The sequence below is a fragment of the Saccharopolyspora cebuensis genome (genome assembly GCF_039542665.1).
GTDB classification, from domain to species: Bacteria; Actinomycetota; Actinomycetes; order Mycobacteriales; family Pseudonocardiaceae; genus Saccharopolyspora; species Saccharopolyspora cebuensis.
In genome coordinates this window covers 310831-337188 of sequence record NZ_BAABII010000003.1, presented here as the reverse complement: position 1 = coordinate 337188, position 26358 = coordinate 310831, and the positions used below count along the sequence as shown (strand labels likewise).

At 71.9% G+C, this 26358-nt stretch carries 29 protein-coding genes and 3 tRNA genes; 6 read left to right on the top strand and 26 right to left on the bottom strand.

The window, feature by feature from the left end; translation table 11 throughout:
- Positions 1-40 precede the first annotated feature (40 nt).
- From ABD976_RS04470 to ABD976_RS04460, 3 genes are read left to right on the top strand one after another with little or no spacing between them, the layout of a single operon-like run.
- Complete coding sequence (locus tag ABD976_RS04470) at positions 41-409, top strand: HC3 family zinc finger protein (protein ID WP_345357518.1); 369 nt, start codon at positions 41-43, stop codon at positions 407-409.
- Positions 406-618 carry a hypothetical protein gene (locus tag ABD976_RS04465; RefSeq protein WP_345357515.1) on the top strand — a complete coding sequence of 71 codons (213 nt, stop codon included), beginning with the start codon at positions 406-408 and terminating at the stop codon, positions 616-618. Before ABD976_RS04470 ends, ABD976_RS04465 begins: the two co-directional genes overlap by 4 nt.
- Positions 615-1124 (top strand): hypothetical protein, encoded by a 510-nt coding sequence (locus ABD976_RS04460; protein ID WP_345357512.1) that lies wholly within the window; start codon positions 615-617, stop codon positions 1122-1124. The genes ABD976_RS04465 and ABD976_RS04460 overlap by 4 nt, the downstream gene beginning before the upstream one ends.
- A gap of 154 nt (positions 1125-1278) precedes the next feature.
- Here the strand turns inward: ABD976_RS04460 and ABD976_RS04455 are convergent, their stop codons facing one another.
- From ABD976_RS04455 to rplJ, 13 genes are all read right to left on the bottom strand, one after another.
- Complete coding sequence (locus tag ABD976_RS04455) at positions 1279-2364, bottom strand: hypothetical protein (protein WP_345357509.1); 1086 nt, start codon at positions 2362-2364, stop codon at positions 1279-1281.
- 24 nt (positions 2365-2388) lie between these two features.
- Positions 2389-2904, bottom strand: coding sequence for a hypothetical protein (locus ABD976_RS04450; protein WP_345357506.1), 516 nt, complete (start codon positions 2902-2904; stop codon positions 2389-2391).
- Positions 2905-2913: 9 nt separating this feature from the next.
- Positions 2914-4017 carry an MlaD family protein gene (locus ABD976_RS04445; RefSeq protein ID WP_345357503.1) on the bottom strand — a complete coding sequence of 368 codons (1104 nt, stop codon included), beginning with the start codon at positions 4015-4017 and terminating at the stop codon, positions 2914-2916.
- Complete coding sequence (locus ABD976_RS04440) at positions 4017-5153, bottom strand: MCE family protein (RefSeq protein WP_345357500.1); 1137 nt, start codon at positions 5151-5153, stop codon at positions 4017-4019. The genes ABD976_RS04445 and ABD976_RS04440 overlap by 1 nt, the downstream gene beginning before the upstream one ends.
- 230 nt (positions 5154-5383) lie before the next feature.
- Positions 5384-6550 (bottom strand): MCE family protein, encoded by a 1167-nt coding sequence (locus tag ABD976_RS04435; protein WP_345357497.1) that lies wholly within the window; start codon positions 6548-6550, stop codon positions 5384-5386.
- Positions 6547-7530 (bottom strand): MCE family protein, encoded by a 984-nt coding sequence (locus tag ABD976_RS04430; protein ID WP_345357494.1) that lies wholly within the window; start codon positions 7528-7530, stop codon positions 6547-6549. Before ABD976_RS04430 ends, ABD976_RS04435 begins: the two co-directional genes overlap by 4 nt.
- A complete protein-coding gene (locus ABD976_RS04425; RefSeq protein ID WP_345357491.1) occupies positions 7527-8552 on the bottom strand; it encodes an MCE family protein in 1026 nt (341 codons plus the stop codon). Before ABD976_RS04425 ends, ABD976_RS04430 begins: the two co-directional genes overlap by 4 nt.
- The gene (locus tag ABD976_RS04420; RefSeq protein WP_345357488.1) at positions 8549-9910 is read right to left on the bottom strand and encodes an MCE family protein; all 1362 of its coding nucleotides are present in this window, start codon (positions 9908-9910) and stop codon (positions 8549-8551) included. The genes ABD976_RS04425 and ABD976_RS04420 overlap by 4 nt, the downstream gene beginning before the upstream one ends.
- Positions 9907-10746 (bottom strand): MlaE family ABC transporter permease, encoded by an 840-nt coding sequence (locus ABD976_RS04415; protein WP_345357485.1) that lies wholly within the window; start codon positions 10744-10746, stop codon positions 9907-9909. The genes ABD976_RS04420 and ABD976_RS04415 overlap by 4 nt, the downstream gene beginning before the upstream one ends.
- Positions 10746-11528: an MlaE family ABC transporter permease gene (locus ABD976_RS04410; protein WP_345357482.1), complete on the bottom strand. Its 783-nt coding sequence runs from the start codon at positions 11526-11528 to the stop codon at positions 10746-10748. The genes ABD976_RS04415 and ABD976_RS04410 overlap by 1 nt, the downstream gene beginning before the upstream one ends.
- Entirely contained in the window at positions 11525-12688 is a 1164-nt protein-coding gene (locus tag ABD976_RS04405) for an ABC transporter ATP-binding protein (protein WP_345358715.1), read from the bottom strand. The genes ABD976_RS04410 and ABD976_RS04405 overlap by 4 nt, the downstream gene beginning before the upstream one ends.
- 504 nt (positions 12689-13192) lie before the next feature.
- On the bottom strand, positions 13193-13576 hold the full coding sequence (gene rplL, locus ABD976_RS04400; RefSeq protein WP_345357479.1) for a 50S ribosomal protein L7/L12: 384 nt from the start codon (positions 13574-13576) through the stop codon (positions 13193-13195).
- Positions 13577-13642: 66 nt separating this feature from the next.
- Complete coding sequence (rplJ, locus tag ABD976_RS04395) at positions 13643-14170, bottom strand: 50S ribosomal protein L10 (RefSeq protein WP_345357476.1); 528 nt, start codon at positions 14168-14170, stop codon at positions 13643-13645.
- 295 nt (positions 14171-14465) lie between these two features.
- On the opposite strand from rplJ, the gene ABD976_RS04390 reads away from it, so the two are divergent.
- The gene (locus ABD976_RS04390; protein WP_345357473.1) at positions 14466-15197 is read left to right on the top strand and encodes a hypothetical protein; all 732 of its coding nucleotides are present in this window, start codon (positions 14466-14468) and stop codon (positions 15195-15197) included.
- 105 nt (positions 15198-15302) lie between these two features.
- Here ABD976_RS04390 and rplA read toward each other — a convergent pair whose 3' ends face one another.
- The 5 genes from rplA to ABD976_RS04365 all read right to left on the bottom strand — a co-directional run bounded on the left by rplA (position 15303) and on the right by ABD976_RS04365 (position 18194).
- Positions 15303-15995: a 50S ribosomal protein L1 gene (gene rplA / locus ABD976_RS04385; RefSeq protein ID WP_345357470.1), complete on the bottom strand. Its 693-nt coding sequence runs from the start codon at positions 15993-15995 to the stop codon at positions 15303-15305.
- Between the two features lie 73 nt (positions 15996-16068).
- On the bottom strand, positions 16069-16503 hold the full coding sequence (rplK, locus tag ABD976_RS04380; RefSeq protein ID WP_345357467.1) for a 50S ribosomal protein L11: 435 nt from the start codon (positions 16501-16503) through the stop codon (positions 16069-16071).
- Positions 16504-16644: 141 nt separating this feature from the next.
- A complete protein-coding gene (nusG, locus tag ABD976_RS04375) occupies positions 16645-17622 on the bottom strand; it encodes a transcription termination/antitermination protein NusG (RefSeq protein ID WP_345357464.1) in 978 nt (325 codons plus the stop codon).
- A 79-nt stretch (positions 17623-17701) separates the two neighbouring features.
- Complete coding sequence (gene secE / locus ABD976_RS04370) at positions 17702-18091, bottom strand: preprotein translocase subunit SecE (RefSeq protein ID WP_345357461.1); 390 nt, start codon at positions 18089-18091, stop codon at positions 17702-17704.
- Between the two features lie 30 nt (positions 18092-18121).
- Positions 18122-18194 (bottom strand) — tRNA-Trp (locus ABD976_RS04365).
- A gap of 340 nt (positions 18195-18534) precedes the next feature.
- On the opposite strand from ABD976_RS04365, the gene ABD976_RS04360 reads away from it, so the two are divergent.
- Positions 18535-19761, top strand: coding sequence for a pyridoxal phosphate-dependent aminotransferase (locus ABD976_RS04360; protein WP_345357458.1), 1227 nt, complete (start codon positions 18535-18537; stop codon positions 19759-19761).
- 138 nt (positions 19762-19899) lie between these two features.
- On the opposite strand, the gene ABD976_RS04355 is transcribed toward ABD976_RS04360, so the two are convergent.
- The 7 genes from ABD976_RS04355 to ABD976_RS04325 all read right to left on the bottom strand — a co-directional run bounded on the left by ABD976_RS04355 (position 19900) and on the right by ABD976_RS04325 (position 25384).
- Positions 19900-20355, bottom strand: a complete 456-nt coding sequence (locus ABD976_RS04355) for a MaoC family dehydratase (RefSeq protein WP_345357454.1) — start codon at positions 20353-20355, stop codon at positions 19900-19902.
- Positions 20352-20810 (bottom strand): MaoC family dehydratase N-terminal domain-containing protein, encoded by a 459-nt coding sequence (locus ABD976_RS04350; RefSeq protein ID WP_345357451.1) that lies wholly within the window; start codon positions 20808-20810, stop codon positions 20352-20354. The genes ABD976_RS04355 and ABD976_RS04350 overlap by 4 nt, the downstream gene beginning before the upstream one ends.
- A 101-nt stretch (positions 20811-20911) precedes the next feature.
- The gene (gene rpmG / locus ABD976_RS04345) at positions 20912-21076 is read right to left on the bottom strand and encodes a 50S ribosomal protein L33 (protein WP_345357448.1); all 165 of its coding nucleotides are present in this window, start codon (positions 21074-21076) and stop codon (positions 20912-20914) included.
- A gap of 62 nt (positions 21077-21138) precedes the next feature.
- Positions 21139-21211: transfer RNA gene (locus tag ABD976_RS04340), tRNA-Met, on the bottom strand.
- Between the two features lie 100 nt (positions 21212-21311).
- Positions 21312-21384: transfer RNA gene (locus ABD976_RS04335), tRNA-Thr, on the bottom strand.
- A gap of 121 nt (positions 21385-21505) precedes the next feature.
- Positions 21506-24121: a putative bifunctional diguanylate cyclase/phosphodiesterase gene (locus ABD976_RS04330; RefSeq protein WP_345357445.1), complete on the bottom strand. Its 2616-nt coding sequence runs from the start codon at positions 24119-24121 to the stop codon at positions 21506-21508.
- Between the two features lie 285 nt (positions 24122-24406).
- Entirely contained in the window at positions 24407-25384 is a 978-nt protein-coding gene (locus tag ABD976_RS04325) for an alpha/beta hydrolase (RefSeq protein WP_345357442.1), read from the bottom strand.
- A gap of 28 nt (positions 25385-25412) precedes the next feature.
- On the opposite strand from ABD976_RS04325, the gene ABD976_RS04320 reads away from it, so the two are divergent.
- Positions 25413-25826 carry a TIGR03668 family PPOX class F420-dependent oxidoreductase gene (locus ABD976_RS04320; protein ID WP_345357439.1) on the top strand — a complete coding sequence of 138 codons (414 nt, stop codon included), beginning with the start codon at positions 25413-25415 and terminating at the stop codon, positions 25824-25826.
- Positions 25827-25829: 3 nt separating this feature from the next.
- Here the strand turns inward: ABD976_RS04320 and ABD976_RS04315 are convergent, their stop codons facing one another.
- A complete protein-coding gene (locus ABD976_RS04315; protein ID WP_345357436.1) occupies positions 25830-26081 on the bottom strand; it encodes a hypothetical protein in 252 nt (83 codons plus the stop codon).
- Between the last annotated feature and the right edge of the window lie 277 nt (positions 26082-26358).

The following is a 26358-nucleotide window of genomic DNA, read 5'->3' as shown; positions in this document are numbered from 1 at the left end:
TTCGTCGGTCCTGCCCCGTGATGCCCCGCGATGACTCCGGATGACCCGTCTTCTGTATCGGCACGTGCTGCCGGTCCGAACAGTGTTGAGGCGTGCGCAAAAAGCGCGTCCCGGTCTGCACGCGGAGGTGCCAGGCATGGTTTGGAATACGTCGGGCGCAACGTGGCGGCCTTATCCGTTCAGCTGGGTTCCTGCTGCGGGGCAGCGGCATGCGACGGCGGCGCCGGGGTGGCGCCACGGCGAGCGGGTCGTGGCGTTGTGCGGGGCGGGTGTGGAGGCGGTCGATTCGGCGCAGGCGTGGTTGTGGTGGACCTGCCCGCGGTGCGACGTGAAGGCGCACGAACTGGCCGGGGTGCCGATGCCCGGCAGCGGCCCGGCGGTGGTGTCGCGGTGGGCGGGTGCGCGATGAGCGACGACCTCCGGAGGTTGTTGCTGACGATGCAGGCGGCCGTGATCGGGCTCGGGGCGATGGCCCAGAACCTCGAATGCGGCTACCGGCCCACCGCGGCGCAACTCACCGAACAGGCCCGCACCGCCGAACTCTTGGCGGCCCGGCTGCACGAGGCCGCCGGAACCGGCGCCCCGCTGGTCATCGACAGCAACCCGGTACGGCCATGAGCGGCCTGGTCGTCTTCGACGGGCTACTGCTGCTGATCGCGCTCGTGCTGGGCATGACCGAGCACCACCTCCCAGACCAGCCCCCGCCCAGTGTCGCACCGGCATCCGGGCACGTGGCCCAACCGGAACGAGTAGCCGCGTACTGGGTGATCTCGCCGGACCAGACGCGGTGCCACCTGAGCACGACACCCGGCTTGGCGGTGTGCGGACACCCGCTCCGGGGCGACTGGGCGCGCACCACTCGGCTCGACGCGATCCGTCCCGGAGAGCACGTGCCCTGCGAATCCTGCGTCGCCACCCGCGGCACCGAGCGCGAGTTCTACCAAGCCACGAACGCCACCGGCCCACCCAAACCCGCCGAAACCGCACGACCGCTGCCGCCCCCGTCGACCTGGACCACCGACGAAATCCCGCTGATCACCGCCTACCTCGACGCCGCACGACGAACACCGACCACAAGCACCGCACGGGATCGCGCCCACCGGTCGGCCATCCCCGCACCCTGAGCCGTCGGCACCACGCCGTGATCACCGTCGTCCATCACTTCCGGGTGATGCGTCCCAGGTGAGGGGCACCCTTGCCCAAGTTACTTGGGCAAGGGTGCCCCTCACTCAGCGCTCGTCCGGGTGAGCGGGGGCTTCGGCTGGGGCGCTCGTGGGGTCAGCGGAGGGTGATGCGGTGGACCTTCCAGGTGTCGCCGTGCTTCTCGGCTCCGATGGCGACCTGGGCGGGGATGATGCTGGGTTCCGGGTCGGCGGCGCGCTTGGCGTGCTGGTCGACGAACAGCAGCACCTCGGCGCGGTCGTCCTGGAGGAAGGTGACCGCGCTGTTCTTCACCGTGGCCGTGACGACGATCTGCTGGACCGGGGCCTGCTGCTTCACCGGCGCGAACAGCTCGTCGTACTTCTGGCGCACCGCGTCGCCGACCAGCAGTTCGTCGGCGGCCCGCTCGGTGGCCGCGGTGTCGCGGTGGTCGTAGGAGAACAGGCGCTCCACGGCGTCGCTGATCTGGCCGTTGACCTCGCTGGTGGTGCCCGCGGAGGCGAGCGCCTGGTTGGCGGCCGGGCCGGTGTGCTGCACCGCGTACCACTCGTAGCCGAACCACCCGGCCAGCGCGGTGCACAGCACCGTTCCCACCAGCAGCAGGCCGAGGAGGCCGCGGGACGGTCGTGGCCCCCACGACCGGCCGTCCGGCTCGGCGGGCTCGGGACCGGTCTGCACCACGGGGACGGGGATCCGCGTGGTCGAGGAACCATTCGCGGTACCGAACAACCGCTTGGCGTACTCCGACTCCTCGGTGCGGGCGCTGTCCGCGGTGCCCGATTCGGTCGCGTCCCCGGTGCCCGCATCGGGAGTCGCGGCGGTGCTCGGCTCGGAGGCGACGGTCGTGGCCGCCTCGGGGGCGGCGGTCGTGCCCGTCTCGCGGGTCGCGGCGGAGCCCGACTCGGAAGCGGCGCCGGTGTCCGTCTCGGCGGCGGCCGTGCCCGCCTCGGAGTTCAGGGCGGTGCTCGTCCCGGTCGCATCGGCGGCGCTCGCCTCTGTCGCATCGGCGGCGCCCGTCTCAGTGGCGGCGGCAGTGTCCGATTCGGAGGCCACGACCGCGTCCACCTCGGTCGCGTCGGTGGTGCTCGCCTCGGTGGCGATGGTGGTGCTCGCCTCGGGGGTCACCGGCCGCTGGTCGCGGTTGCGCAGTCCGGCCACGCGCGTGCGCCGCGTGGCGGGGCGGCTCGGGCGGTTGCTGGGCACTGGTTCTCCCACTCCTCGGTTCGGTCAGCCGACCGGCACGGCCTGCAGGTTGCTGAGCTTCCACACGGCGCCCTCGCGGGTCAGCTCGGCGTGGTAGCGGTCCTGCTTGGTCGACGGCGGCTGGCCCTGGACGGTGACGGTGACCCGCACGACGGCGAGCATCTCGGCCTTGCCGGCCCGCGCGTCGAGCTGGGTCAGCCCGGCGTCGACCACCTGCGCCTCGGTGGTGCTCCCGGCCCGCTCGATCTGCTCGGCGTAGCGCTGGCGGCCCTGCTTGATCTCCTCCCGCAGCGGGCCGGTGGAGTCGCGCTCCCAGCGGTCCAGCCCGCCCGGCACGTCGCGGTGGTCCAGGGTGTTGAAGCTGATGATCGCGGCCCTGCCGTCGTGCAGCGCCCGGTCCCGCTCGGCGGCGTAGGCCACCTCCGGGTCACCGGCCGCCCGCCACCAGGAGAACCCGAGCACCAGGCAGGCGGCCAGGCTCAGCGTGAACAGCACCGCGACCGCCCTGGTCGCGATGCCGCCGGTCCTCGCGGTCGGCATGTCTCCTCCTCACTGCCCGGGTGCGTGCTGCGCGCCGCGCACCGACGTGTCGCTGCCCGGCGGTTCGGCGCAGTGCGCCTCGGTGTTCAGCGGCACCGGCACCATGTCGTTGCCGGCCCTGCGTTCGGTGCCCTCGTAGCCCGCGGTGCACGGCATCGGGTCGAACACGTTGAGCACGAGCCCGAAGTGCGCGGTCCCGTCGCCGGGGACGACGGTGCCACTGGCCGCGACCACCGCCGGGTACAGGGTCATGAGCTGCTCGATGCCCGCCTGGTTGTCCGAGAGCACCCGCGAGGTGCTGGTCAGGTTGGCCAGCAGCGGCCCGAGCTGGTCGTTCTCCCGGAGGAACCCGCTGACCTGCCGCGCGGCCGGGGGCGCCCGCTCGATCAGGGCGCGCAGGTCGCCGTCGGAGCGGGCCAGCTCGGCCGACAGCAGTTCCAGGTCGGCGCTGAACGACCGGATCGCCGAGCCCTGCTCGTTCTGGGTGGCCAGCACCTGCCGGCCGTCCTCCAGCAGCCGGAGGGTCTGCGGCAGGTGCTGCTGCGCGGTCGCGGTGAACTCCTGGGTGGTGTCCAGGATGGTCTGGAGGTTGCCGCCGTTGCCCCGGAACGCGGTGCCGAGCTCGCCGACCACGGTGCGCAGCGCGTCCTCGGGCACCGACTTGGCGAAGGCGTCCAGGTTGAGCATCAGCTCCTCCACCGGCAGCGGCGTCCGGGCGTCCTCCTGCTCGATCACCGAGCCGCCGGACAGGAACGGCCCGCCGTCGCGGCGCGGGCGCAGGTCGACGTACTGCTCGCCGACCGCCGACCGGTTGGTCACGACCGCCTCCACGTCGGCGGGGATCGGCTCCGCCGCGTCCTCGATGTCCAGCGGCACCTCGATGCCGTCGCGGGTCAGCGACAGCTCGCCGACCCGGCCCACCGGCACGCCCCGGTAGGTCACCTCGGCGTTCTGGAAGATGCCGCCGGAGTCGGCGAGCCGCAGCGTCACCTCGTAGCCGCGCGAGCCGAACAGCCGGTCCAGCTCCGCGTACCGGAACCCCGCGTAGCTCACCCCGACCAGCGCGATCAGCACGAAGGCGAGGATCTGGACGCGGACTCTGCGCACGAGCATCAGCGGCCTCCCAACCAGTCGAGCAGCCCGCCCGAGTCGCCCTGCTCCGGCTCGGGGGTCTGCTCCGGCGGCGGTGGCGCCGGTCGTTCCGGCGGGGTGAGCGGCAGCGGCAGCGGGGGCTCGCGCACCGCGTCCGGCAGCCGGACGATCGGCTGCCTGCTGCGGCCGAGGTTGTCCAGGATGTTGGTCAGGTTGAGGTCGACGTTGGCGTAGAGGTTGGTGTAGTCGCTGCCGCCGATGCCCTCGACCGCGTTGTCCGGGAACGGGAAGGTCAGCAGCAGCTCCAGCGACTTGGGCAGGTTCTCCCCGGCGGCGGCGAGCTGGCGCAGCGTGGGGGCGAGCTGGTTGAGGTTGTGCACCAGGTCCTCCCGCGACCGCACCACCACGTCGGTGGCCACGCCGGAGAGCTCGTCGAGGGATTCGAGCATGGTGACGAGCTGGCCGCGCTGCTCGTCGAGCACCTTCAACCCCGGTTCCAGGTCGCGCAGCGCCACGTCGATGCTGTCCCGCTGCGCGTTGAGCTCGGCGCTGAGCCGGTTCACCGCGTCCAGCGCGCGGACGATGTCGCCGCGCTGCGCGTCCAGCCCGGCGACCAGCTCGTCCACGTTGGACAGCAGGCTGCGGATGTCGGACTCGCGGCCGTCCACCGCGGCGTTGAGCTCCTGGGTGATGCTCTGGATCTGCGCGACGCCGCCGCCGTTGAGCAGCAGCGACAGCGCGCCGAGCACCTCCTCCACCTCGGGGGTGCGGCCGGTGCGGGACGCGTCGATGACCGCGCCGTCGGCGAGCCTGCCGGTCGGCTGCTCCGGCGGCGCCGGTTCGGCCAGCTGGACGAACTTCTCGCCGAGCAGGCTGGACTGGCGCAGCCGGGCGGTGGCGTTGGCGGGCAGCTCGACGTCCCCGTTGACCTGCACCACCACCTCGGCCTGCCAGGAGTCCCCGGCCAGCCTGATGTCCGAGACCCGGCCGACCGGCACGTCGTTGACCCGCACCCCGGCGTTGGGCACCAGGTCGAGCACGTCGGCGAACCGGACCGTCACCTGGTACGGGTCGTCGCCGAGGTCGGCGCCGCCGGGCAGCGGCAGGTCGTAGACGCCGCGCGAACCGCAGCCGGTGAGCAGCAGCAACCCCGCCACCGCGAGCGAGGCGAACCGCCGGAACCGCCGAGGTCGCCCGCCGGGAAGCGCCGCAGCCGCTCCGCCACCCTCGCCACCGGCACCGCCGCGGGTTCTCAGCGGCCTTCTCGCGAGGACGCCCTGATGCCGTGTATTGGCATACATCAAGAAGGGCGCCCGGAGCGAGAAGGCCGCTGAGGTTCCGCCACCCGCACCGCTCCGCAAAACGAACCGACCCCCACCTCTCATCCTCATCGCGCACCTCCGGGGGTCAGCGGCAGCGGCATCTCGGGCAGCTCGCCGTTCTGCAGCGCGCCGATGGTCTCGGCCGGGGTGGGCAGCGGGACCGCGCCCTCCAGCACCGGGCGCAGCGAGTCGCAGGTGCCCGCGAGCTCGTCGGGCACGTCCACCGGGTTGGTCTGGTCGAGCAGCTTGCACACCGCCACCAGCGGCGGCTGGTTCAGCTCGTTGATGTTCGCCCGGGTGTCCAGGGTGCCGCTGGCGCCGTTGTAGGCGTTGTTCAGGTTGCCCAGCGCCAGCGGGGCGTTGCGCAGCGACTCGTCCAGCGCCTCCTGCTGGCGCACCAGGACCTCGGCGACCGAGTTGAGCTGGTCCACGTTGGACTTCAGCAGTTCCCGGTTGTCCCGCACGAAGGTCTCCACCTCGCCCAGCGCGATGGCCAGCTCCGCCATCGAGGCGGTGAGGTCCTCGCGCTCGTCCGCCAGGAAGGAGCTGACCTCGCGCAGCTGACCGCTGAACTCCCGCACCTGCGCGTCGTTGTCCCGCAGCATCGAGGTGAACCGCTGGAGGTTGTCGACGGTGGCGAACAGCTGCTCGTCGTTGCCGGACAGCGTGGTGCCCACCTCGCCCAGGTTGCGGATGGTCTCGGACAACGCCTCCCCGTTGCCCTCCAGGTTCGCCGCGCCGGTCTTGAGCAGCTCGGACAGCGCCCCCTCGGAGTTGGCGCCCTCGGGCCCCAGCGCGGCGGTGATGTCGTTGAGGCTGCGGTAGACCTGGTCGATCTCCACCGGGGTGGCGGTGCGCTCCTTGGGGATCACCGCGCCGTCGGCGAGCTGCGGACCGCCCCGGTAGACCGGCGCGAGCTGCACGTAGCGGTCGCTGACCACGCTGGGCGACACCGACACCGCCCCGGCGTCGGCGGGCACCTCCACCTCGGGGTCCAGCGCCAGCTCGACGCGCACCAGGGTGCCCTCGGGCACCACCTCCTCGACGGTGCCCACCGGCACGCCGAGCACCCGCACGTCACCACCGGGGTAGATGCCGACCGCCGCGCCGAAGTAGGCGGTGACCCGGCGCTCGGCGGCGCCGCTGAACACCCACCACACGGCGAGGGTCGCGGCCAGCACCAGCACGATGGCCAGCGCCAGCGGACGGGTCGCGCTGCGGACCGCGGTCATGACGGCTGGCACCCCTCCCGGTTGATCGGCCCGACGGCGGGCGGCAGCAGCCCGCAGATGTAGGTGTCGAACCAGTGCCCGTTGCCCAGCACGTTGGCGAACAGCCGGGTGAAGGGCGCGAACATCTCGATGCTGCGGTCGAGGTTGTCCTGGTTGCGCTGGAGCATCGACGTGACCTTGTCGAGCTGCTGGAGCGTCGGCCCGAGCTGGGCGGCGTTGTCGGCCACCAGCCCGCGCAGCTCCGCCGACAGCGCGCGGGTGCCGTCGAGGAGCCGGGCGATGGAGTCGCGCCGCTCCCGGACCTCGCGCAGCAGCAGGTTGCCGTCGGCGAGCAGCCGCTCGAACTCGGCGTTGCGGTCGGCCACGGTCCCGGACAGCTTCGCGGTGTGCTCCAGCAGCTCGTCCAGCTCGGCGTCCCGCTTGGCGATCGTGTCGGACAGCGCGGACAGGCCGTCGAGCGCGCCGCGCACGTCGTCGGGGGTGCCCGCGAAGGTGTCGGACAGGGTGCGGAAGCTCCGCGCGAGCTGCTCGGAGTCGATCCGGTCCACCGTGGTCGACAGGTCGCTGAACGCCTCGATCACGTCGTAGGGCGACAGCGTCCGCTGCACCGGGATCGGCGCGGACGGGTCCAGCTCCCGGCCGCCCTGCGGGTCCAGCGCCAGGTACTTCTGCCCGAGCAGCGTCTTGATCTTGATCGCGGCCGTGGTCCGGTCGCCCAGCCACGCGTCCTGGACCCGGAAGCTCACCAGCACGTGACCGCCGTCGAGCTCCACGTCGGACACCGAGCCGACCTTGACCCCGGCCACCCGCACCTCGTCGTCGGCGCGCAGCCCGGCGGCCTCGGTGAAGTGCGCCTGGTAGACGGTGCCGCCGAACAGCGGCAGCCGCTCGAAGTTCATCGCGAAGGCGAAGCCGAGCGCCAGCACCAGGATGCCGACGATGCCGATGGTGAGCGGATCGCGCTGGGAGAACGACTTCATCGCTGACACCTCGGCTGGGTCACGGGCGCCAACGGCAGCCGGACGTTCAGCTCGCCCACGCCGACCGTGCCGCCCGCCTCGCACAGGTAGAAGTTGAACCACGACCCGTGGCTGGCGGTGCGGCCGATGGTCTCCAGCTTGTGCGGCATGTTCTGGAGCACCCGTTCCACCGTCCGCTCGTGGTCGTTGAGGTTGCTCGCCACCTCGCCGAGGCCGATGATGTCCTGCCGCAGGCCCGGCCGGGCCTCGTGCAGCAGCCCCGCGGTGGTGTTCGTCAGCCCGTCCATCGCGGTGATCGCCGAGCCGATCGACTCCCGGTCCTGGGCCAGCCCGGAAACCACCTGCTGCAACTGCGCGATCAGCCCGGAGAGCTGCTCGTCGCGCGCGTTGACGGTGTCCAGCACCCCGTTGAGGTTGGTGACCACCTCGCCGATCACCTGGTCGCGGGAGGCGATCGTGGAGGTCAGCGAGGCGGTGTGGGCGAGCAGGCTCTCCACCGTGCCGCCCTCGCCCTGGAGCACCTGGATGATCTGGTGCGACAGCTTGTTCACGTCGCTCGGCGAGAGCGCCTGGAACAGCGGCTTGAACCCGCCGAGCAGCACCGTCAGGTCCAGCGCGGGCCGGGTGCGCTCCAGCGGGATGGTCGAGCCCGGGTCCAGCGTCCCGCGCTGCGCACCGGTCCCCTGCTCCAGCGACAGGTAGCGCTGGCCGATCAGGTTCCGGTACTTGATCGACGCGGTGGCCGAGGCGGGCAGCGTGCGGTCGGCGACGTTGAACCGGACCTCGGCGAGGCGCCGGTCCACCACCTCGATGCTCTCCACCTCGCCGACCTTCACCCCGGCGATGCGCACGTCGTCGCCCTCGTTGAGCGCGGTGACGTCGGTGAACCGCGCCGCGTAGCTCTGCGAGGCGCGCAGGTCCTGGTTGGCGATGGTCATCACGAGCAGCCCGGTCGCCAGCACCGTGACCAGCACGAAGACCAGGAACTTGACCAGCGGTCCGGTGATGCCGCGTCCGTTCACCGGTAGCTCACCTCCGCTCCGCGCAGCAGGGGTCCGACCAGCAGCGACGACCAGTCCGGCACGTCCTGCGCCGACCGGCCGACGGCCGGGGCCAGCAGCGACGAGACGAGGTCCTGCTCGGCGGGCGAGTTCGCCAGGCCGAGCCCGGCCGACTGCGTCGAGGTGCTCGCCGGGCCCTGCGGCAGGTACTGCTCCCCCATCGCCGGCGGGTTCAGGCCCCCGTCGATCGGCCGGGACGCGGGCGGCGGCACCGACCCGTCCTTGAACGGCCCGTCCGGCGGGTACTCCGGGATCGGGTTGGGCAGCGGCATCAGGTTGTAGCAGCGGGGCCCGCGCTTGTCGGCGAACTCCGGTTCGTCCCGGTTCGGCACGTACTTGCCCCGGTGCGCGACGACCTCCAGCGTGATGTGCAGGCCCGGTTCGTCGGTGCCCTCGCCGAAGACCTCCCGCAGCTTGGGCGTGAACTCCGCCATCTCGCCGAGGAAGCACGGGAACTGCGGGGAGTACTTGGCCAGCACGTCCAGCGTCGGCCGCGCGCCCTCGCCCAGCCCGATCAGGTTCTCCCGGTTGGCGCGCAGGAATCCGGTCAGGTCACCGGAGGTGGTGGTGAGCTGGGTGGTGAGCGCGGTGAGCTCCTCGCGCTGGTCGACCAGGGTCCGCGAGGTGGTGCTGAAGTTCTCCAGGGCCGCCAGCACGTCCGGCGCCGCCTGCTCGTAGGTCTCGGCGACCCCGACCAGCTCCCGCAGGTTCGCCTGGAGGTCCGGCAGCGCCGGGTTCAGCCCGTCCAGGTAGGTGTTGAGCCGCGACAGCGTCTCGCCCAGCTCCCGGCCGCGGCCTTCGAGCGCCTGGTCCAGCGCGTTGAGGGTGCTGGCCAGGTCGGCCGGGTGCACCGCCCGCAGCACCGGCATCACGTCGGAGAGCACCTGCTCCAGCTCGATGCCCGCCGCCGAGCGGTCCTGCTGGATCACGTCACCGGAAGCCAGCGTCCCCGCGGACCGCTCCGGCAGTTGCAGCGACACGTAGCGCTCGCCGAACAGCGTCCGGGGCAGCAGCCGCGCCGTGACGTTGGCCGGGAGCTGCTCGGCCTTGTCCGGTTCCAGCGCCAGCTCCATCCTGGCCCCGTCTCCCGTGGACTCGATGTCGGTGACCCGGCCGATGATCATGCCGCGCACCTTGACGTCCGAGTCGGGCAGCAGCTGGTTGCCCGCCGACTCCGCGCGCAGCACCACGTCCACGGTCGGCGTGAACGCCTTCTGGTAGAAGGCGATCGTGGTGGCCAGGAACAGCGCGATGACCAGCAGCAGCGCCACGCCCAGCAGTCGGCGCCGCACCGCGGTCAGGGCTCCTCGGGCGCTCATCCGGTGATCCGAACCGTCGTCGTGGTGCCCCAGATCGCGAGGCTCAGGAAGAAGTCCAGCAGCGCCGTGGTGACGATCGCGGTGCGCACCGCGCGCCCCACCGCCACGCCGACCCCCGCCGGGCCGCCGCTGGCCCGGTAGCCGTAGTAGCAGTGCGTCATGATCACGACCACCGCGAACACCAGCACCTTGCCGAAGGACCACAGCACGTCCTCGGGCGGCAGGAACAGGTTGAAGTAGTGGTCGTAGGTGCCCGCCGACAAGCCGTAGACGTAGACCGTCACCGCGCGGGCCGCCAGGTAGGAGGTGAGCAGCCCCAGCACGTACAGCGGGATCACCGCGACGAACCCGGCGACGATCCGCGTGGTCACCAGGTACGGCAGGCTCGGCACGCCCATCGTCTCCAGCGCGTCGATCTCGTCGGAGATCCGCATCGCGCCGAGCTGCGCGGTGAACCCGGAGCCCACCGTCGCCGACAGCGCCAGCCCCGCCACCAGCGGCGCGATCTCCCGGGTGTTGAAGTACGCCGAGATGAACCCGGCGAACGCCGAGGTGCCGAGCTGGTTCAGCGCCGCGTAGCCCTGCAGGCCCACCACGGTGCCGGTGAACAGGGTCAGCCCGATCATCACGCCGACCGTGCCGCCGATGACCGCCAGCGCCCCGCTGCCGAAGCTCACCTCGGCCAGCAGCCGCAGCGTCTCCTTGGCGTAGCGGGTGACCGCCTTCGGGATCCAGGCCAGCGCGCGCAGGTAGAACGACATCTGGTCGCCGAGGTCGTCGAGGACCTCCAGCGGACGTCGGGCCGCGCGCCGGGCCCGTTGGGAGAAGGTCACCATCACATCCCCTTGGGCGGCACGACCTGGAGGTACACCGTGGTGAGGATGAAGTTCACCGCGAACAGCAGCAGGAACGTGATCACCACGGACTGGTTCACCGCATCGCCCACGCCCTTCGGGCCGGGCGGCGGGTTCAGCCCCCGGTAGGCCGCCACCACACCGGCCAGGAAGCCGAAGACCAGCGCCTTCACCTCGCTGATCCACAGGTCGGGCAGTTGGGCCAGCGCGTTGAAGCTGGCCATGTAGGCGCCGGGCGTGCCGCCCTGCATGATCACGTTGAAGGTGTAGCCGCCGATCACCCCGACCACGCTGACCATGCCGTTGAGCAGCACCGCGACCAGCATCGCGGCCAGCACCCGCGGCACCACCAGGCGGTGGATCGGCGAGACGCCGAGCACCTCCATCGCGTCGATCTCGTCGCGGATCTTGCGCGACCCGAGGTCGGCGCAGATCGCCGAACCGCCCGCGCCCGCGATCAGCAGCGCGGTCACGATCGGGCTGGCCTGCTGGATGATCGCCAGCACGCTGGCCGCCCCGGTGAACGACTGCGCGCCGATCTGCCGGGTCAGCGACCCGAGCTGCAACGCGATCACCGCGCCGAACGGGATCGCCACCAGCGCGGTCGGCAGGATCGTCACGCTGGCGATGAACCAGCACTGCTGGATGAACTCGCGGATCTGGAACGGGCGCTTGGGCAGCGCGCGCAGCACGTCGAGGGCCAGGGCGAACAACCGGCCGGTCTCGCGCAGCCCACCCGCTCCCGGGAAGGTCGGCGCGCTCACCGGTCACCACCCCGCCTGCGCCCGAACCAGCGGCGCCGCGCGCCCTCCTCCGGCGGCGCGTCCGGGGTCCGCGCCCCGGCGCGGGGTTCGGGACTCGGCCGCGGGGTCGGCGCGGTCACCTGCGCCACCTGCTGCGGCGCCAGCACCGGCCCGGTCGGCCACGACCCGGTGGGGTCGCCGAAGTAGCGGGCGCGCTCCCGCGGGCTGAGCGCCTTGGCGATCTCCTGCTGCGCCTGCTCGGGCAGCGTCCCGAACCGCTGCATCACCCGGTCCTGGCGGCGGCGCACCGCCGAGCGCTCCGGCATCCCCTCGGTGACGTCGAGCTGCGGCACGATGTGCGGCACCCCGGCCTCGCCGTCGCGCAGCGCCGCCAGCTCCGCCGCGGCCTGCCCGGCGTCCTTCTCCTCGCTCATCCCGATCGGGCCCTGCCTGCGGCCGTTGAGGAACTGCTCCACCACCGGCTCGGTGGAGGTCAGCAGCACCTCGCGGGGCCCGAACATCACCAGGTTGCGGCGGAACAGCATCCCGATGTTGTCCGGCACCGTGCGGGCGGTGCCGATGTCGTGGGTGACGATCAGGAACGTCGCGTCGATCTGCGCGTTGAGGTCGACGATGAGCTGGTTGAGGTAGGCGGTGCGGACCGGGTCGAGGCCGGAGTCCGGCTCGTCGAACAGGATGATCTCGGGGTCCAGCACCAGCGCCCGCGCCAGCCCGGCGCGCTTGCGCATCCCGCCGGAGATCTCGCCCGGGAGCTTGTCCTCGGCCCCGAGCAGGCCGACCATCTCCATCTTCTCCAGCACCACCGCGCGCACGTCGGACTCGCTCTTGCGGGTGTGCTCGCGCAGCGGGAAGGCGATGTTGTCGAACAGGTTCATCGACCCGAACAGCGCGCCGTCCTGGAACAGCACGCCGAACAGCTTGCGCACCTCGTACAGGTCGCCCTCGGAGCAGGTGCAGACGTCCACGCCGTCGATCAGCACCCGGCCCTCCTCGGGCTTGAGCAGGCCGACCAGGGACTTCAGGAACACCGACTTGCCGGTGCCCGACGGACCGAGCAGCACGCTGATCTCACCGGGCGGCAGCGTCAGCGTGACGTCCCGCCAGATGGTCTGCGGGCCGAAGGACTTCGACAGCCCCTCGACGACCACCTCGACGCCCATCGGCACCTCCGCGTGCAGATTCACCCGTTCGGGGTCGCGCCCCGGTTCGGCAGCTTGGCATACGTGACGCGGTTAACGAACGTCAGCGGCGTCACACCTGTGCAACGAGCACGGCGCGGCGAGGTTACTCACGAGTTCACTTCACGCCCGGCCACCGCCCGAACCCACCCGGATGTCCGAAATCCCCGCACCCCCAACCACTTCCACCCCGAACCCGACACCACCACCCCGCACCACCCGCCACCCCCGGGCCGCCCGAACCCCGTTCCCCCACCCCCAACACCCGTTCGGGAACGGAGTGAGGGGCCCCCTTGCCCAAGTAACTCGGACAAGGGGGCCCCTCACCTACTTCCCGAACGGGTGAGCGACGTCGTGCGCGCCCCTCGCTCGGGGAGATCCCACCCGGGCGGGTGGTGGGTGGGCGTGTTCGTCCGCCCCCGGACATGTGAAAGGGCGGGCACCCGCGCGGGGTGCCCGCCCTTTCGGCAGAGCGTCAGCTCGTGGTCACTTGAGGGTGACCGAGGCGCCGGCCTCTTCCAGCTTGCCCTTGGCCTCCTCGGCCTTCTCCTTGTCGACCTTCTCCAGGATGGCCTTCGGGGCGCCCTCGACGAGCTCCTTGGCCTCCTTCAGGCCCAGGCCGGAGACGATCTCGCGCACGACCTTGATGACCTGGATCTTCTTGTCGCCCGCGCCCTCGATGACGACGTCGAACTCGTCCTGCTCCTCGACCTCCTCGGCGGCACCGGCGGCCGGGGCGGCCACGGCGGCGACCGGGGCGGCGGCGGTCACGTCGAAGGTCTCCTCGAACTCCTTCAGGAAGGAGGAGAGCTCCAGGAGGGTCATCTCCTTGAAGACGTCCAGCAGCTCTTCGTTGCTCAGCTTCGCCACGGCGGCGTTCCTTTCCATTCGATGCCCGCCCACCGGGCGGGAATGATTTCGTCGGGGCGACCCGGCTCAGGAGCCGGACTCGCTGCCCTTCTTCTCCTCCAGAGCAGCAGCCAGCCGCGCGGCCTTGGTGGCCGGAGCGGCGAACAGCGCCGCGGCCTGGCTCATCTTGGCCTGCATGGCCCCGGCCAACTTGCCCAGGGTGACCTCGCGGGAGTCGAGGTCGGCGATCCGCTCGACCTCGGCCACCGACAGCGCGCGGCCGTCCATGTAGCCGCCCTTGATGACCAGGGCGTCGTTGTCCTTGGAGAACTCGCGCAGCGCCTTGGCCGCGTCGACCGGCTCGCCCTCGATGAAGGTGATCGCGGTCGGGCCGATGAACAGGTCGTCGAGGCCCTCGATGCCCTGCTGCTCGGCCGCACGCTTGACCAGCGTGTTCTTCGCGACACGGTAGGTCGCGCCCTGGCCGAGGGCGCGCCGCAGCTCGGTGAGCTTCGCCATGGACAGGCCGCGGTACTCCGTCACGAGCGCCGCGGTAGCGGTGTCGAACCGCTGCGCGATCTCGTTGACCGCGTCGACCTTGTCGGGCTTCGCCATGTCGCCTCCTCTCTGTAGCCGACTGAGATCCGCACCAGTCGGGCCCTGAGACGACGAAACGCCCCGGCGCAGCAGAGCACGGGGCGTCGCAAGCGGGCGCGCACGCAGCGCGCTCCGGTCGGCCTCGTCCCTCCTGCGCAGGCCGCCCGCATCTCACGGGACCTTCGTGCTCCGCGTCGGAACCCGGAGCAGACCAGCGGTCTTGGGTGGAACTGCACCCAGAGTACGCGATCCGGCGACGGCCCCGGTCACCACCCCCGCGGCGGCGGTTGCGCGGCGCGGCATGATGGTGATCGTGGCCGACCCTCACCGCCCCGAACCCCGCCCGGACAGCGAGATCATCGACGCGGAGGTCGTCTCCGAGGAGGTGCACGACGCGCGGGGCTCGACCGATGCCGACTACCAGGAGTTCCTGGAGTTCCAGCGGTTCAAGGAGTGGAAGCGCGGCCAGGCCGGGGAACCGCCGGGGGCACCACCCGCCGCCCCGCCGCCGAAGCGGCCCTGGTGGCGGCGCGCGCTGGGCCTGCTGCGCTACAAGTTCGTCCGGCGGCTGCTCTACCTGCTGCTGTTCCTGCTCGTCGTGCGGATGCTGATCGGCTACCTCTTCGGCGAGGACGACGACAGCGGCAGCGACGGCGGCGGGCCGTCCGGCGCGGCCCCGGTGCTCTCGACCAGCCCGCAGCAGGCCGTGCGCGGTGCCTACAACCTGCTGCGCGGGGACGACCCGGGAGCCGCGTGCGCGCTGTTCGCCGACTCCGGCAAGCAGGCGTTCGCCCTCGCCCACGACGCCCCGGACTGCCCCGGCGCCGCGCGCGCCGTGCGCGCGCAGATCACCGAACCCGGGGCGTTCGCCAACCCCGACTTCGCGCACGACGCCGTGGAGGTCGCCGGGGACGAGGCCGCCGCCTACGCCTGCCGCATCCGGTCCACCGGCGGACCGCGGCTCGGCAGCTTCGGCCTGACCCGCCAGCCCGACGGCGGCTGGCTCATCTCGGCCTACGACATGAACGCCGCCGAATGCCGCTGAGATCCGGGCGGCCGACCCGCCGCGGGCTGAAACCCCCTGGAACGCGGAAGGGGCGGACCGGCCGAAGCCGATCCGCCCCCTACCGGGAAGGCCGAAGCCGATCGCTCAGGAGCGACCCGCCGGGTCCACCGGGATGCCGGGGCCCATCGTCGTGGTGAAGGTGACCTTCTTCAGGTACCGACCCTTCGAGGCCGACGGCTTCGCGCGCAGGATCTCGTCCAGCGCGGCGGTGTAGTTCTCCACCAGCTTGTCGGTGCCGAAGGACACCTTGCCGATGATGATGTGCAGGTTGGCCTGCTTGTCGACCCGGAAGTTGATCTTACCGCCCTTGATGTCCGCGACCGCCTTGCTGACGTTCGGGGTGACGGTGCCGGTCTTCGGGTTCGGCATCAGGCCGCGCGGGCCGAGGACCCGCGCGATCTTGCCGACCTTGGCCATCTGGTCCGGGGTGGCGATCGCCGCGTCGAAATCGAGCCAGCCGCCCTGGATGCGCTCGATCAGGTCGTCGGAGCCAACCGCGTCCGCGCCGGCTTCCTCGGCCTCGGCGGCCTTGTCACCAACGGCGAACACGATGACGCGGGCAGTCTTGCCGGTGCCGTGCGGCAGGTTCACGGTGCCGCGGACCATCTGGTCTGCCTTGCGGGGGTCGACGCCGAGCCGCATCGCGACCTCGACGGTGGCGTCGAGCTTCGCCTTCGAGGTCTTCTTCGCCAGGTCGGCGGCCTCGGAAGGCGTGTACAGCCGGGCGCGGTCGACGAGCTCCGCCGCCTGCTGGTAGGCCTTGCTGCGCTGTGCCATGTCTGTCCTATTCGAAAAGCGGATCAGGTGTGGTTGGTCGGGCTGCGCTGGAGCCCTCCCACTCGAGAGGAGCTCAGTCCTCGATGGTCAGGCCCATCGACCGGGCGGTGCCGGCGATGATCTTCGAGGCCTGGTCCATGTCGTTGGCGTTGAGGTCTTCCATCTTGGTCTGCGCGATCTCGCGGACCTGCTCCATGGTGACCTTGCCGACCTTGCTCTTGTGCGGCTCGCCGCTGCCCTTCTGCACGTTGGCAGCCTTCAGCAGCAGCTTCGCGGCCGGCGGGGTCTTGAGCTGGAAGGTGAACGAGCGGTCCTCGAACACGGAGATCTCGACCGGCACCACGTTGCCGCGCTGCGACTCGGTCGCGGCGTTGTAGGCCTTGCAGAACTCCATGATGTTGACGCCGTGCTGACCCAGCGCCGGACCGACCGGCGGAGCCGGGTTGGCCTGGCCGGCCTGGATCTGGAGCTTGATGATCCCGGCAAGCTTCTTCTTCTTGGGCGGCATGATTGCTTCCTGTGTTCTGGTAGACACCTTTCCCGCTCCGAGGGCGGAACGGGTTCGCCGGCGGCCCAGGTGGGCCACCGGCACCGCGCGCGGGTCCTGCCGGGTCCGCGCGCGGCCGACGCACTCCCCGTGGGGAGTCGGTCAGATCTTGGAAACCTGGCTGAAGGACAGCTCGACCGGGGTCTCGCGACCGAAGATCGACACCAGCACCTTGAGCTTCTGGGCGTCCGGGTTGACCTCGTTGATGGTCGCGGGAAGCGTCGCGAACGGGCCGTCCATCACCGTGACGGACTCGCCGACCTCGAAGTCCACCTCGACCGACGACGGCTTGGCGGCGGCGGGCTGCTGCGCGGCCTTCTTGCCCGGCTCCGGCTTGGCTTCCTTCTCGACCTGCGGCGCCAGGAACTTCAGCACGTCGTCGATGGTCAGCGGCGACGGCTTGGAGGTGGCGCCGACGAACCCGGTGACGCCCGGGGTGTTGCGCACCGCGCCCCAGGAGGCGTCGTTGAGCTCCATCCGGACCAGGATGTAGCCGGGCAGCACCTTGCGCTGCACCAGCTTGCGCTGGCCGTTCTTGATCTCGGTGACTTCCTCGGTCGGGACCTCGACCTGGAAGATGTAGTCCTCGACGTCCAGCGTCTGGGCGCGGGTCTCCAGGTTGGTCTTGACCTTGTTCTCGTACCCGGCGTAGGAGTGGATCACGTACCAGTCGCCGGGGGCGCGGCGCAGCGCGGCGCGCAGCTCCTCGACCGGGTCCGGCTCCTCCTCGCCCTCGGCCTCCGCCGCCTCGGCGTCGGAGTCCTCGGTCGTCGGGCCCTCGCCGATGGCCCGCTCCTCGGCACCCTGGTCCTCGGCTTCGCGGCCCTCGGTGCCCTGGTCCTCGGTGCCCTGTTCCTCGGCGGCGCGGTCCTCGGTGGTCCGGTCGTCGTCGGTGGCGCGGTCCTCGGTGGTCCGGTCGTCGTCGGTGGTGGATTCCGGAGCGGAGCCGGTGTCCTCGCCGGAGCCGGCGGCGTCCGCGGAACCAGCGGCGTCGACCGACCCCGCCGCGACCTGGTCGGCCCCGGCGTTCACCTGCTCATCGGTGAGGCCGTTCGGTTCCTGGCCCTCGTGGGAGGTCACAGTCGGTCTCGCTTCCTCTCGTGCGTTGCGTGCCTGGTTGGCATCCGCCGTCCCGCTCCTCGCGCGGGCCCGGAGGTGTTCAGCCGAACAGCCAGAGGACGCCCTTGGCGAGGCCCAGGTCCACAAGGGAGATGAACGCGACCATGACGCTGACGAACACCAGCACCACGAACGTGTAGGTCACCAGCGACTTGCGCGTCGGCCAGATGACCTTGCGCAGTTCGGCGACGACCTCGCGCAGGAAGCGCCCGATCTTCCGGAACGGCGAAACCCGACCCTGCCGGCCGTCCCGCGAAGGGGTCGGCCGACCCTTGGACTCTGTTGTGCGAGCCGAGCCCGACTCGCCGGATCGGCCCTTGCGGCCGACCGGGCGGGCGGAGGCGCGACGGTCGCGCCGCGCCGCGGCACCGGACGGGTCGGTCGCGCCATCACGCGCCTCGTCCCGCTCGTGGTCGCGGTCCTCGCTCACGCCCATCCTCCACTCACCGTCGCATCGACGCAGGGGTGACAGGACTTGAACCTGCAACCTGCGGTTTTGGAGACCGCTGCTCTGCCAATTGAGCTACACCCCTTTTGCGGCCCTGGAGCTCGACCGCAATGGCAAGGACACCCTAGACCATCCCCGGCATCCGGGGTTTGCACGGTCCGCGGGTATCCCAATTACCGAAGTCTACAGAAGCCCCCCGGGTACCCGGAACAGGCACCCCCACCACCCGCCGCGGGAACCGGCCGAGATCAACTCCACCGCAGGTCGCGGCAGTGATGAGCACCACGGCGCCCGCGGCGCCCGGACCGTCGCGCCGGTTCTGGGGCGACTCCGATCAACTTCACCCGGTCGGGCGCTGGTGGCGGCGGTGGTGGGCCGCGTCACCAGCTCGTTGTGCGCGCTCGACGTCTGCCAGGATTGCAGCCATGGCCGCACCTGACACCAACCAGACCAAGACGCGGGTCTCCGCCCGCATCGCCGGGATCAGCGAATCCGCGACGCTCGCCGTCGACGCCAAGGCCAAGGCCCTCAAGGCGGCCGGGCGCCCGGTGATCGGGTTCGGCGCGGGCGAGCCGGACTTCCCGACCCCGCAGCCGATCGTGGACGCCGCGATCGCCGCCTGCTCCGACCCGAAGAACCACCGCTACAGCCCGGCGGCCGGCCTGCCCGAACTGCGCGAGGCGATCGCCGCCAAGACCCTGCGCGACTCGGCCCACCAGGTCCAGCCCGATCAGGTGCTGGTCACCAACGGCGGCAAGCAGGCCGTCTACCAGGCGTTCCAGACCCTGCTGGACCCGGGCGACGAGGTGCTGCTGCCCGCCCCCTACTGGACCACCTACCCCGAGGCGATCGCCCTGCCCGGTGGTGTCCCGGTCGTGGTGACCGCTGACGAGTCCACCGGCTACCGGGTCTCCGTCGAGCAGTTGGAGGCCGCCCGCACCCCGCGGACCAAGGTCCTGCTGTTCAACTCGCCGTCCAACCCCACCGGCGCGGTGTACCCGCCGGAGCAGGTCGAGGCCATCGGCCGCTGGGCCGTCGAGCACGGCATCTGGGTGATCACCGACGAGATCTACGAGCACCTCGTCTACGGCGAGGCCCGGAACGTCTCGATGCCCGCCGTGGTGCCGGAGCTGGCCGACACCTGCGTGGTGCTCAACGGCGTCGCCAAGACCTACGCGATGACCGGCTGGCGGGTCGGCTGGATGATCGGCCCGACCGACGTCGTCAAGGCCGCGACCAACCTCCAGTCGCACCTGTCGTCGAACGTCACCAACGTCGCCCAGCGCGCGGCGCTGGAGGCGGTCAGCGGCTCCCTGGAGGCGGTGCGCGAGATGCGCGACGCCTTCGACCGGCGCCGCCGCACCATCGTCGACCTGCTCTCGGACATCCCCGGCGTGAGCTGCCCGGAGCCGGAGGGCGCGTTCTACGCGTACCCCTCGGTGAAGGGGCTGCTGGGCAAGGAGATCCGCGGCGTCCGGCCGCAGACCAGCGTCGAGCTGGCCGAGCTGGTGCTGGAGCAGGCCGAGGTCGCCGTCGTCCCGGGCGAGGCCTTCGGCACCCCCGGCTACTTCCGGATGTCCTACGCCCTCGGCGACGAGGACCTGGCGACCGGCGTCCGCCGGATGGGCGAGCTGCTGCGCGAGGCGAAGTAACCGCACCCGGCAGGAGGCCCGCCCGTCGTCCGCGACGGGCGGGCCTTCGTGCACCCCCACCTCACCCGTCCAGGTGAGCAGGGGCCAGGTGAGGGGCACCCTGTACCCCGTGACTTGGTACAGGGTGCCCCTCACTCATCACACTTCCGAGTGAGATTCGGCCGGGTGAGATTCGGCGAGGCGGACCAGGGCGTTGGCCCCGCCCAGGACGCCCTGGCCGGCGCTGCGGGCGGTGATGGTGATCTTCGCCGTGCCGTCCTCGTTGATCGCGGCGACCTTGCCGCCCAGCTCCACGGTCGCGCCGACGCCGTCGTCGGCCACCACGACGGGGCGGGTGAAGCGCACCGAGAACCGCAGCACGTCCGCGGGATCACCGGTCCACTCCGACACCAGGCGCCCGGCCAGCGCCATCGTGAACATGCCGTGCGCGATCACGCCGGGCAGCCCGACCTCGGTCGCGAACCGCTCGTTCCAGTGGATCGGGTTGAAGTCCCCCGAGGCCCCCGCGTACCGGACCAGGTCCTCGCGGGTCACCGGCACCTCCAGCGGCGGCAACTGGTCGCCCACCGCGATCTCGGCCCTGCGCAGCGTCATGCGGCATCCCCTTCCGCTCCCCGGACCACCAGCAGCGAGGTGGCCGTGCACACCGGCGCCCCGGCCTCGGTGGCGATCTCCGCGCGGACGGTGAGGAAGTCGTTGCCCGCGCGCTCCTTGACGTCGTCCACCGCCACGGCCGTGACCAGCCGGTCCCCGGCGACGATCGGCCGGTGGTGGGTGAACTCCTGCTGCCCGTGGACCATCCGGGCGTAGTCGAGGCCGAGCTGCGGGTCGTGCACCAGGACGTCGTGCGCGCGCATCGACAGCAGCACCGCGAAGGTCGGCGGGGCGATCACGTCCGGGTGACCGGCGGCCTGCGCGGCCGCCGCGTCGCGGTGCACCGGCGAATCGGCGCCGATCGCCTCGGCGAACTCGCGGATCTTCTCCCGGCCCACCTCGTAGGTCTCGCCGGGTGGGTACTGACGTCCGATGAATGACTGGTCGAGCGGCACCACCGCAGGTTACCGGGGCGGTGGCGGGCGAACTCGCCCCGGACGTGAAAAACCCGCCCCGGCCGGTGCCGGAGCGGGTCCCTGCGAAGACGATCAGGAGATCAGCGGGTCTCCTTGTGCTTGCGGTGCGTGCCGCAGGTCGAGCAGAACTTCTTCATCTCCAACCGGTCCGGGTTGTTGCGCCGGTTCTTGTTGGTGATGTAGTTGCGGTTCTTGCACTCCTCGCACGCCAGCGTGATCTTGGGGCGGACATCGGTGGCGGCCACGGGCGTGCCCTTCCTCTCGCGGTTCGTCGACGGCACCACTCAGGTGCGCGGACCTTCCATTGTAGCGGTGGCCGGACTTGAACCGGCGACACAGCGATTATGAGCCGCTTGCTCTACCGACTGAGCTACACCGCCATACCTGGGCCTCCACGTGCCGAGCACCCGGTGCTGGCCAGGATATCCCATGCGAAACAGCCACAGCACCCAGGTTCCCGAGCACCGCGGCTGTTCTCCGAGCCCCAATACGGAATCGAACCGTAGACCTTCTCCTTACCATGGAGACGCTCTGCCGACTGAGCTATTGGGGCGTGCCCTCTTCTTGCGGAGCGATTAGAACTCTACACACCCTCCCCGAGCCCCTCCACACCGGGGGGTCCCCAACGGATCAACGCAGGTCAGATCGCGTTTCCGGGCCGCGGGGCGGCCAGCTCAGTGCAGCAGTGTGAGCACGGTCTCCGAACGGGTGCCGCGGACCTTCTTGGTGCGGGCCCGCAGCCAGGCCTCCAGCCGCTCCTCGGACAGCGGCCGGGAAATCAGGTAGCCCTGCGCGACGTCGCAGCCCATGGCGACGAGCTGCTCCCGCGCGGCGTCGTCCTCCACGCCCTCGGCGACCACCACGAGGTCCAGCGAGTGCCCCAGCTCGACGATGGTGCGCACCACCGCCATGTCGCCCAGCGCGGTGCCCATGCCCAGCACGAAGCTCTTGTCGATCTTCACCTCGTCCACCGGGAGCTGCCGCAGGTAGGCCAGCGAGGAGTACCCGGTGCCGAAGTCGTCCACCGCGAGCACCACGCCCATCGCGTGCAGCCGGCGCAGCACCGGCAGCGCGCGCTCCGGATCGGCCATCACGCTGGACTCGGTGAGCTCGAAGGTCAGCAGCTCCGGAGCGATGTCGTGCCGGCGCAGCGCCTCGGCCACCCGGTCCGGGAACGCCTCGTCGGCGAGGTTGCGCACCGAGAGGTTCACCGCGACCGACATCCGCAGCCCCCGGTCCAGCCACTCCCGGATCTTGACCAGCGAGCGCTCCAGCACGAACGAGGTGAGCGCGTCGACCAGCCCGGTGGCCTCCACCACCGGCACGAACTCGTCCGGGTCCAGCCGCCCGTACTCGGGGTGCGACCAGCGGACCAGCGCCTCGGCCCCGACGACCTGGCGGCCCGGCAGCGCCACCTTCGGCTGGTAGTGCACCTCGACCTGACCGCTGTCCAGCGCCTGCCGGAACTGGGTGACGAGCTGGAACCGCCGGAGGAACACCTGCCCCATCGCCGGGGCGTAGCCGCGCACCCCGTCCTCGCCGTTGCGCGCCGCGCGCACCGCCACGTCGGCGTGCTGGAGCAGCACGTCCACGTCGTTCTCCGGCTCGCCCACCGCGGGCGCCGACGAGGAGTAGCCGGCCACGCCCGCGGCCTCCACCACGATCCGGTCCAGCGGGTACGGCGCGGCGATCACCGCGCGCAGGTGCTGGGCCACCTCGTGCGCCTGCTCCTCGGTGCGGTCCGGCAGCAGCACCGCGAAGGAGCTCGCCTCCAGCCGCGCCAGCGGGGCCTGGCCGACCTCCTCGCGCATCCGCCGCCCCGCCGCGGCGATCATCCGGTCGCTCCAGGTGTGGCCGAGCGCCTCGCTGACCGTGGTGAGCACGTCCAGGTCGACCCGCAGCACCACCGCCACCCGCCCGGCGCGCAGCTCCTCGGCGGCCCGCTCCCGGAACCCGGTCCGGTTGAGCAGACCGGTCAGCGGGTCGTGGTAGGCGTCGTGGCGCAGCCTGCCGAGCAGCCTGCGGTTGTCCATCGCGGTCGCCAGGTGGCTGGCCAGGGTGTGCAGCAGGCGCACGTCGGCGCGGCCGAACCCGCGCCACCGGCTGACCCGGTCGTGCACCTCCACCGCGCCGAGCAGTTGGCTCGCCCCGCGCAGCGGCACCGCCAGCGCCTCGTAGGCCCCGCGCAGCCGCAGCGCGCGCCGGACCTCCTCCGGGGAATCCAGGGTCCGGAACGAGCGCACGTGGCTGCCCGGGAGCTGGAGCAGCGGATCGTCGCGCAGCGCGGCCGGGGCGGCCTCCTCGGCCTCGGCTGGCAACGGCTCCCCCGCCACCAGGGTGCTCACGTCGGCGGCCGGATCGAGGCGCAGCCGCAGCACCACCCGCGTCGCGTTGAGCTGCTCCCGGATCCGCTCGGCCACCGGTTCCCACTCGGCCACCGGCGAGGTCTGCTCGTCCGGATCGGCCGCGCCGTGGCCGGGGCTCTGCCCGGACCGCGCCACGCTGAGGCTCACGTCGCTGAGCGCTTCGAGGTCGCGCTGCTCGCGCAGCAGCCCCGAGTACGCCCGGTACAGCCCGATCACCGCCGCGGCGACCAGGCCCACCAGCAGCCAGCCCCACGGCGTCGTGCTCGCGACCTCGAAGCCGACCAGGCCGACCGAGGTGTTGAGCAGCCCGACGGCCAGCGTCCGCACCGCCAGCCGACCGCCCGCCGAGACCCGCATCGCCCCGCCCAGCACCAGCAGCGCCGCCAAGGCGAACCCGCAGCTCAGCAGGGACGAGGTCAGGGTGCCGACGACCGGGCCGAACCAGACCGGGGCGATCCCGGCCAGCGCCGCGTTGACCGCGTGCGCCACCGCGAAGGGCACCGCGATCTCCAGGCACATCACGCCCGCGTTGTAGAGGACGTGGCTGGCCGCGCGGCGGCCCACCTGGGCGCCGAGCCCGGCCAGCAGGTTCGCCGCGAGCACCACCTCGAACGGCGCGGTGAGCAGCCCGAGGATCAGCGGGATCTCGGTGAACGAGATCGTCCAGCCGACCCGCCGCACGTCGACGTCGATGGTGAGCTGCTCGGCGAGCAGGAAGCCCATCGCCAGCAGCGGGCCGATGAACAGCAGGTCGGTGCTGTAGTGGAACGGCACCAGCGCCGAGGTCGCGCCGCTGGCCAGCAGCCCGGCGACGAGCACGATCAGCGAGAAGGCGGTGAACCGGCGGCGGCGCACCGGATCGACTTCGGCGCGCACCGGTGGGCGCGGGCCCTGGGACTCGAGGGAGCGGTGACGCTCGATCATCCACGCTCCTCCTCGCGGCACGCCGGATCGCCGCCGCTGATCGTGACGCACCGCCGCACGGCTTGGCCAGGGGCGAATGGTGACCGTCGCACCCGCGGCACCCGGTCCGGCCCGCCCGCGACCGCCGATCAGGCCCATCCCACGGGCGTGACCTGCCACTTCGGCCCGCGGCGCGGTGAGCCGCAGCAGGGCTGGTGGTCGGCGCCGCGAGCGGTGGACTGTGTGAGCATCACCGCAGCAACCGATTTCCCCGCTCACGGTACGAGCGCGGTCCGACACGCGTGGTCACTGGATCGCGAACTCGTCCAGGAAGTCCCGCACCGCGCGGTCCAGGTCGGCCAGCCCGGACTCCTCCACCGGGAAGTGCCCGGTCCCGCTGAGCGTGGCGAACCGGGTCGGCGCGGCGATCCGGTCGAAGAACTCCCGCGAGGGGCGCAGCGGCGTCCACCGGTCGTCGTCCGGGTGGGCCAGCAGCAGCGGCGGGCCGCCGAAGTCCTCCGGGGCGACGGTGGGCGGCGCGGCCAGGCAGCTCCGCAGGAACCCCAGCGAGATCCAGTTCCCGCCGCCGAGCGGATCGTTCCACACCAGGTTCGCGAACTGGGCGTGGTTGGCCACCGCGGCGATGTTGGCCAGCAGGTGCACCGGCAGCCGGGGCGCCCGCAGCGGCGGCGGCAGCACGCTCAGCACCCCGGCCCAGTGGGCCAGCTCCGGGCGGGTGGCCAGCCGCCGCCGGACCGCGGCGAGCCGGGGATCGGCCAGGCAGGTGACGATCACCGCGGCCACGTCGTCCCCGGCGCGCGCCGCGACGTCGTAGGCCAGGCGGCCCCCCGCGCTGAGCCCGAGCAGCACCACCGGCCGTCCCCGGGCGCGTTCGGCGGCGACCAGGTCCACCACGCAGTCCACCCACGTCCGGTAGGTGACGCCGCGCCGACCGGTGTCGGTGAGGCCGAAGCCGGGTAGGTCGGGAGCGACGAACTCCAGATCCGAGGTGCCGGGCAGGCGGCCGAAGGGGGCCAGCATCCGGCCGTAGGTGCCGACGCCGTGCAGGGCGATCAGCGTCGCCGGGGCGTCGGGCCGGGGCAACCGGTCGAGGTGCACCGACATCCCGCGCCAGGACCACCACTGCTCGACCGGCGCGTTGCCGTCGGTGGTGCGCAGCGCACCGGGGAAGAAGTCCTGGTAGTGACGCCAATGCCGCTGGTCGCGGTAGCCGGGGCCGACAGCGGCGGCGGCCCCTGGGGTGGAGGGAGCGCTCGAAGGCACAACCCGAACATACGTAGCGGAGGTGGCGGTGCGCATCAGCCAGGCGCAGGCACGTGACCGGTTCGGGGCAGCGCGGGTCGCCCGGTTGGCCACCGCCGACGCCGCCGGGGCCCCGCACCTGGTGCCGGTGGTGTTCGCGGTCCTCGGCGACGAGGTGGGCATCGCGGTGGACCACAAGCCGAAGCGGAGCACCGCGCTCAAGCGGCTGCGCAACGTCGAGGAGAACCCGGCGGTGTCGCTGCTCGCCGACCACTACGAGGACGACTGGTCGCGGCTGTGGTGGGTGCGCGCCGACGGGATCGGCGCCGTGCGCGCCGCCGCCGACCGACCGGACCTCATCGACGCGCTGGTCGCGAAGTACCCGCAGTACCGGCAGCGGCGCCCGGACAGCGGGCTGCTGGTGGTCGACGTGCGCACCTGGCGGGGCTGGGCCGCGGCATAGCCCTCAGCGGTGCCGCCGCAGCCGGACCACCCCGGTGTCCAGGTCCAGCCGACCGCCCGCCGACTCGCGCTCGTCCTCCTTGACCACCTCGACCCAGGCCAGGTGCTCCTGCTGGTGCCGGGCCGCCGCGGTGAACAGGCCCTCGACGCCCAGCGCGGTGGCGCCACCGCCCCGGTGCTCCCGCGCCACGGCGGCCTGGTGGGCGGCGCGCAGCGCGCGACGGCGGGCGGCGCGGGCGGGGCGGTCAATGGCCATGCCACCCAGGCTAGCCGGAGTTTTCCGTGTTGGGCTCGCCTTGCGTGGCGGTGCAAGTGGCGGAACCTCAGCGGCCTTCTCGCTCCGGGCGCCCTTCCTCATGTACCAACCACGTACACGGCGTCAGGGCGTCCTCGCGAGAAGACCGCTGAGAACCCGCGGCGGTGCAAGTTGCTCAGGTGGGGCAAGGCGGAAGCGGCTTCGCCGCTTGCCTGACGGTGGTTGCGGGGGTTCCGCCACCGGCACCGCGCGCCAAGAAGACCACCACACCTCTTAG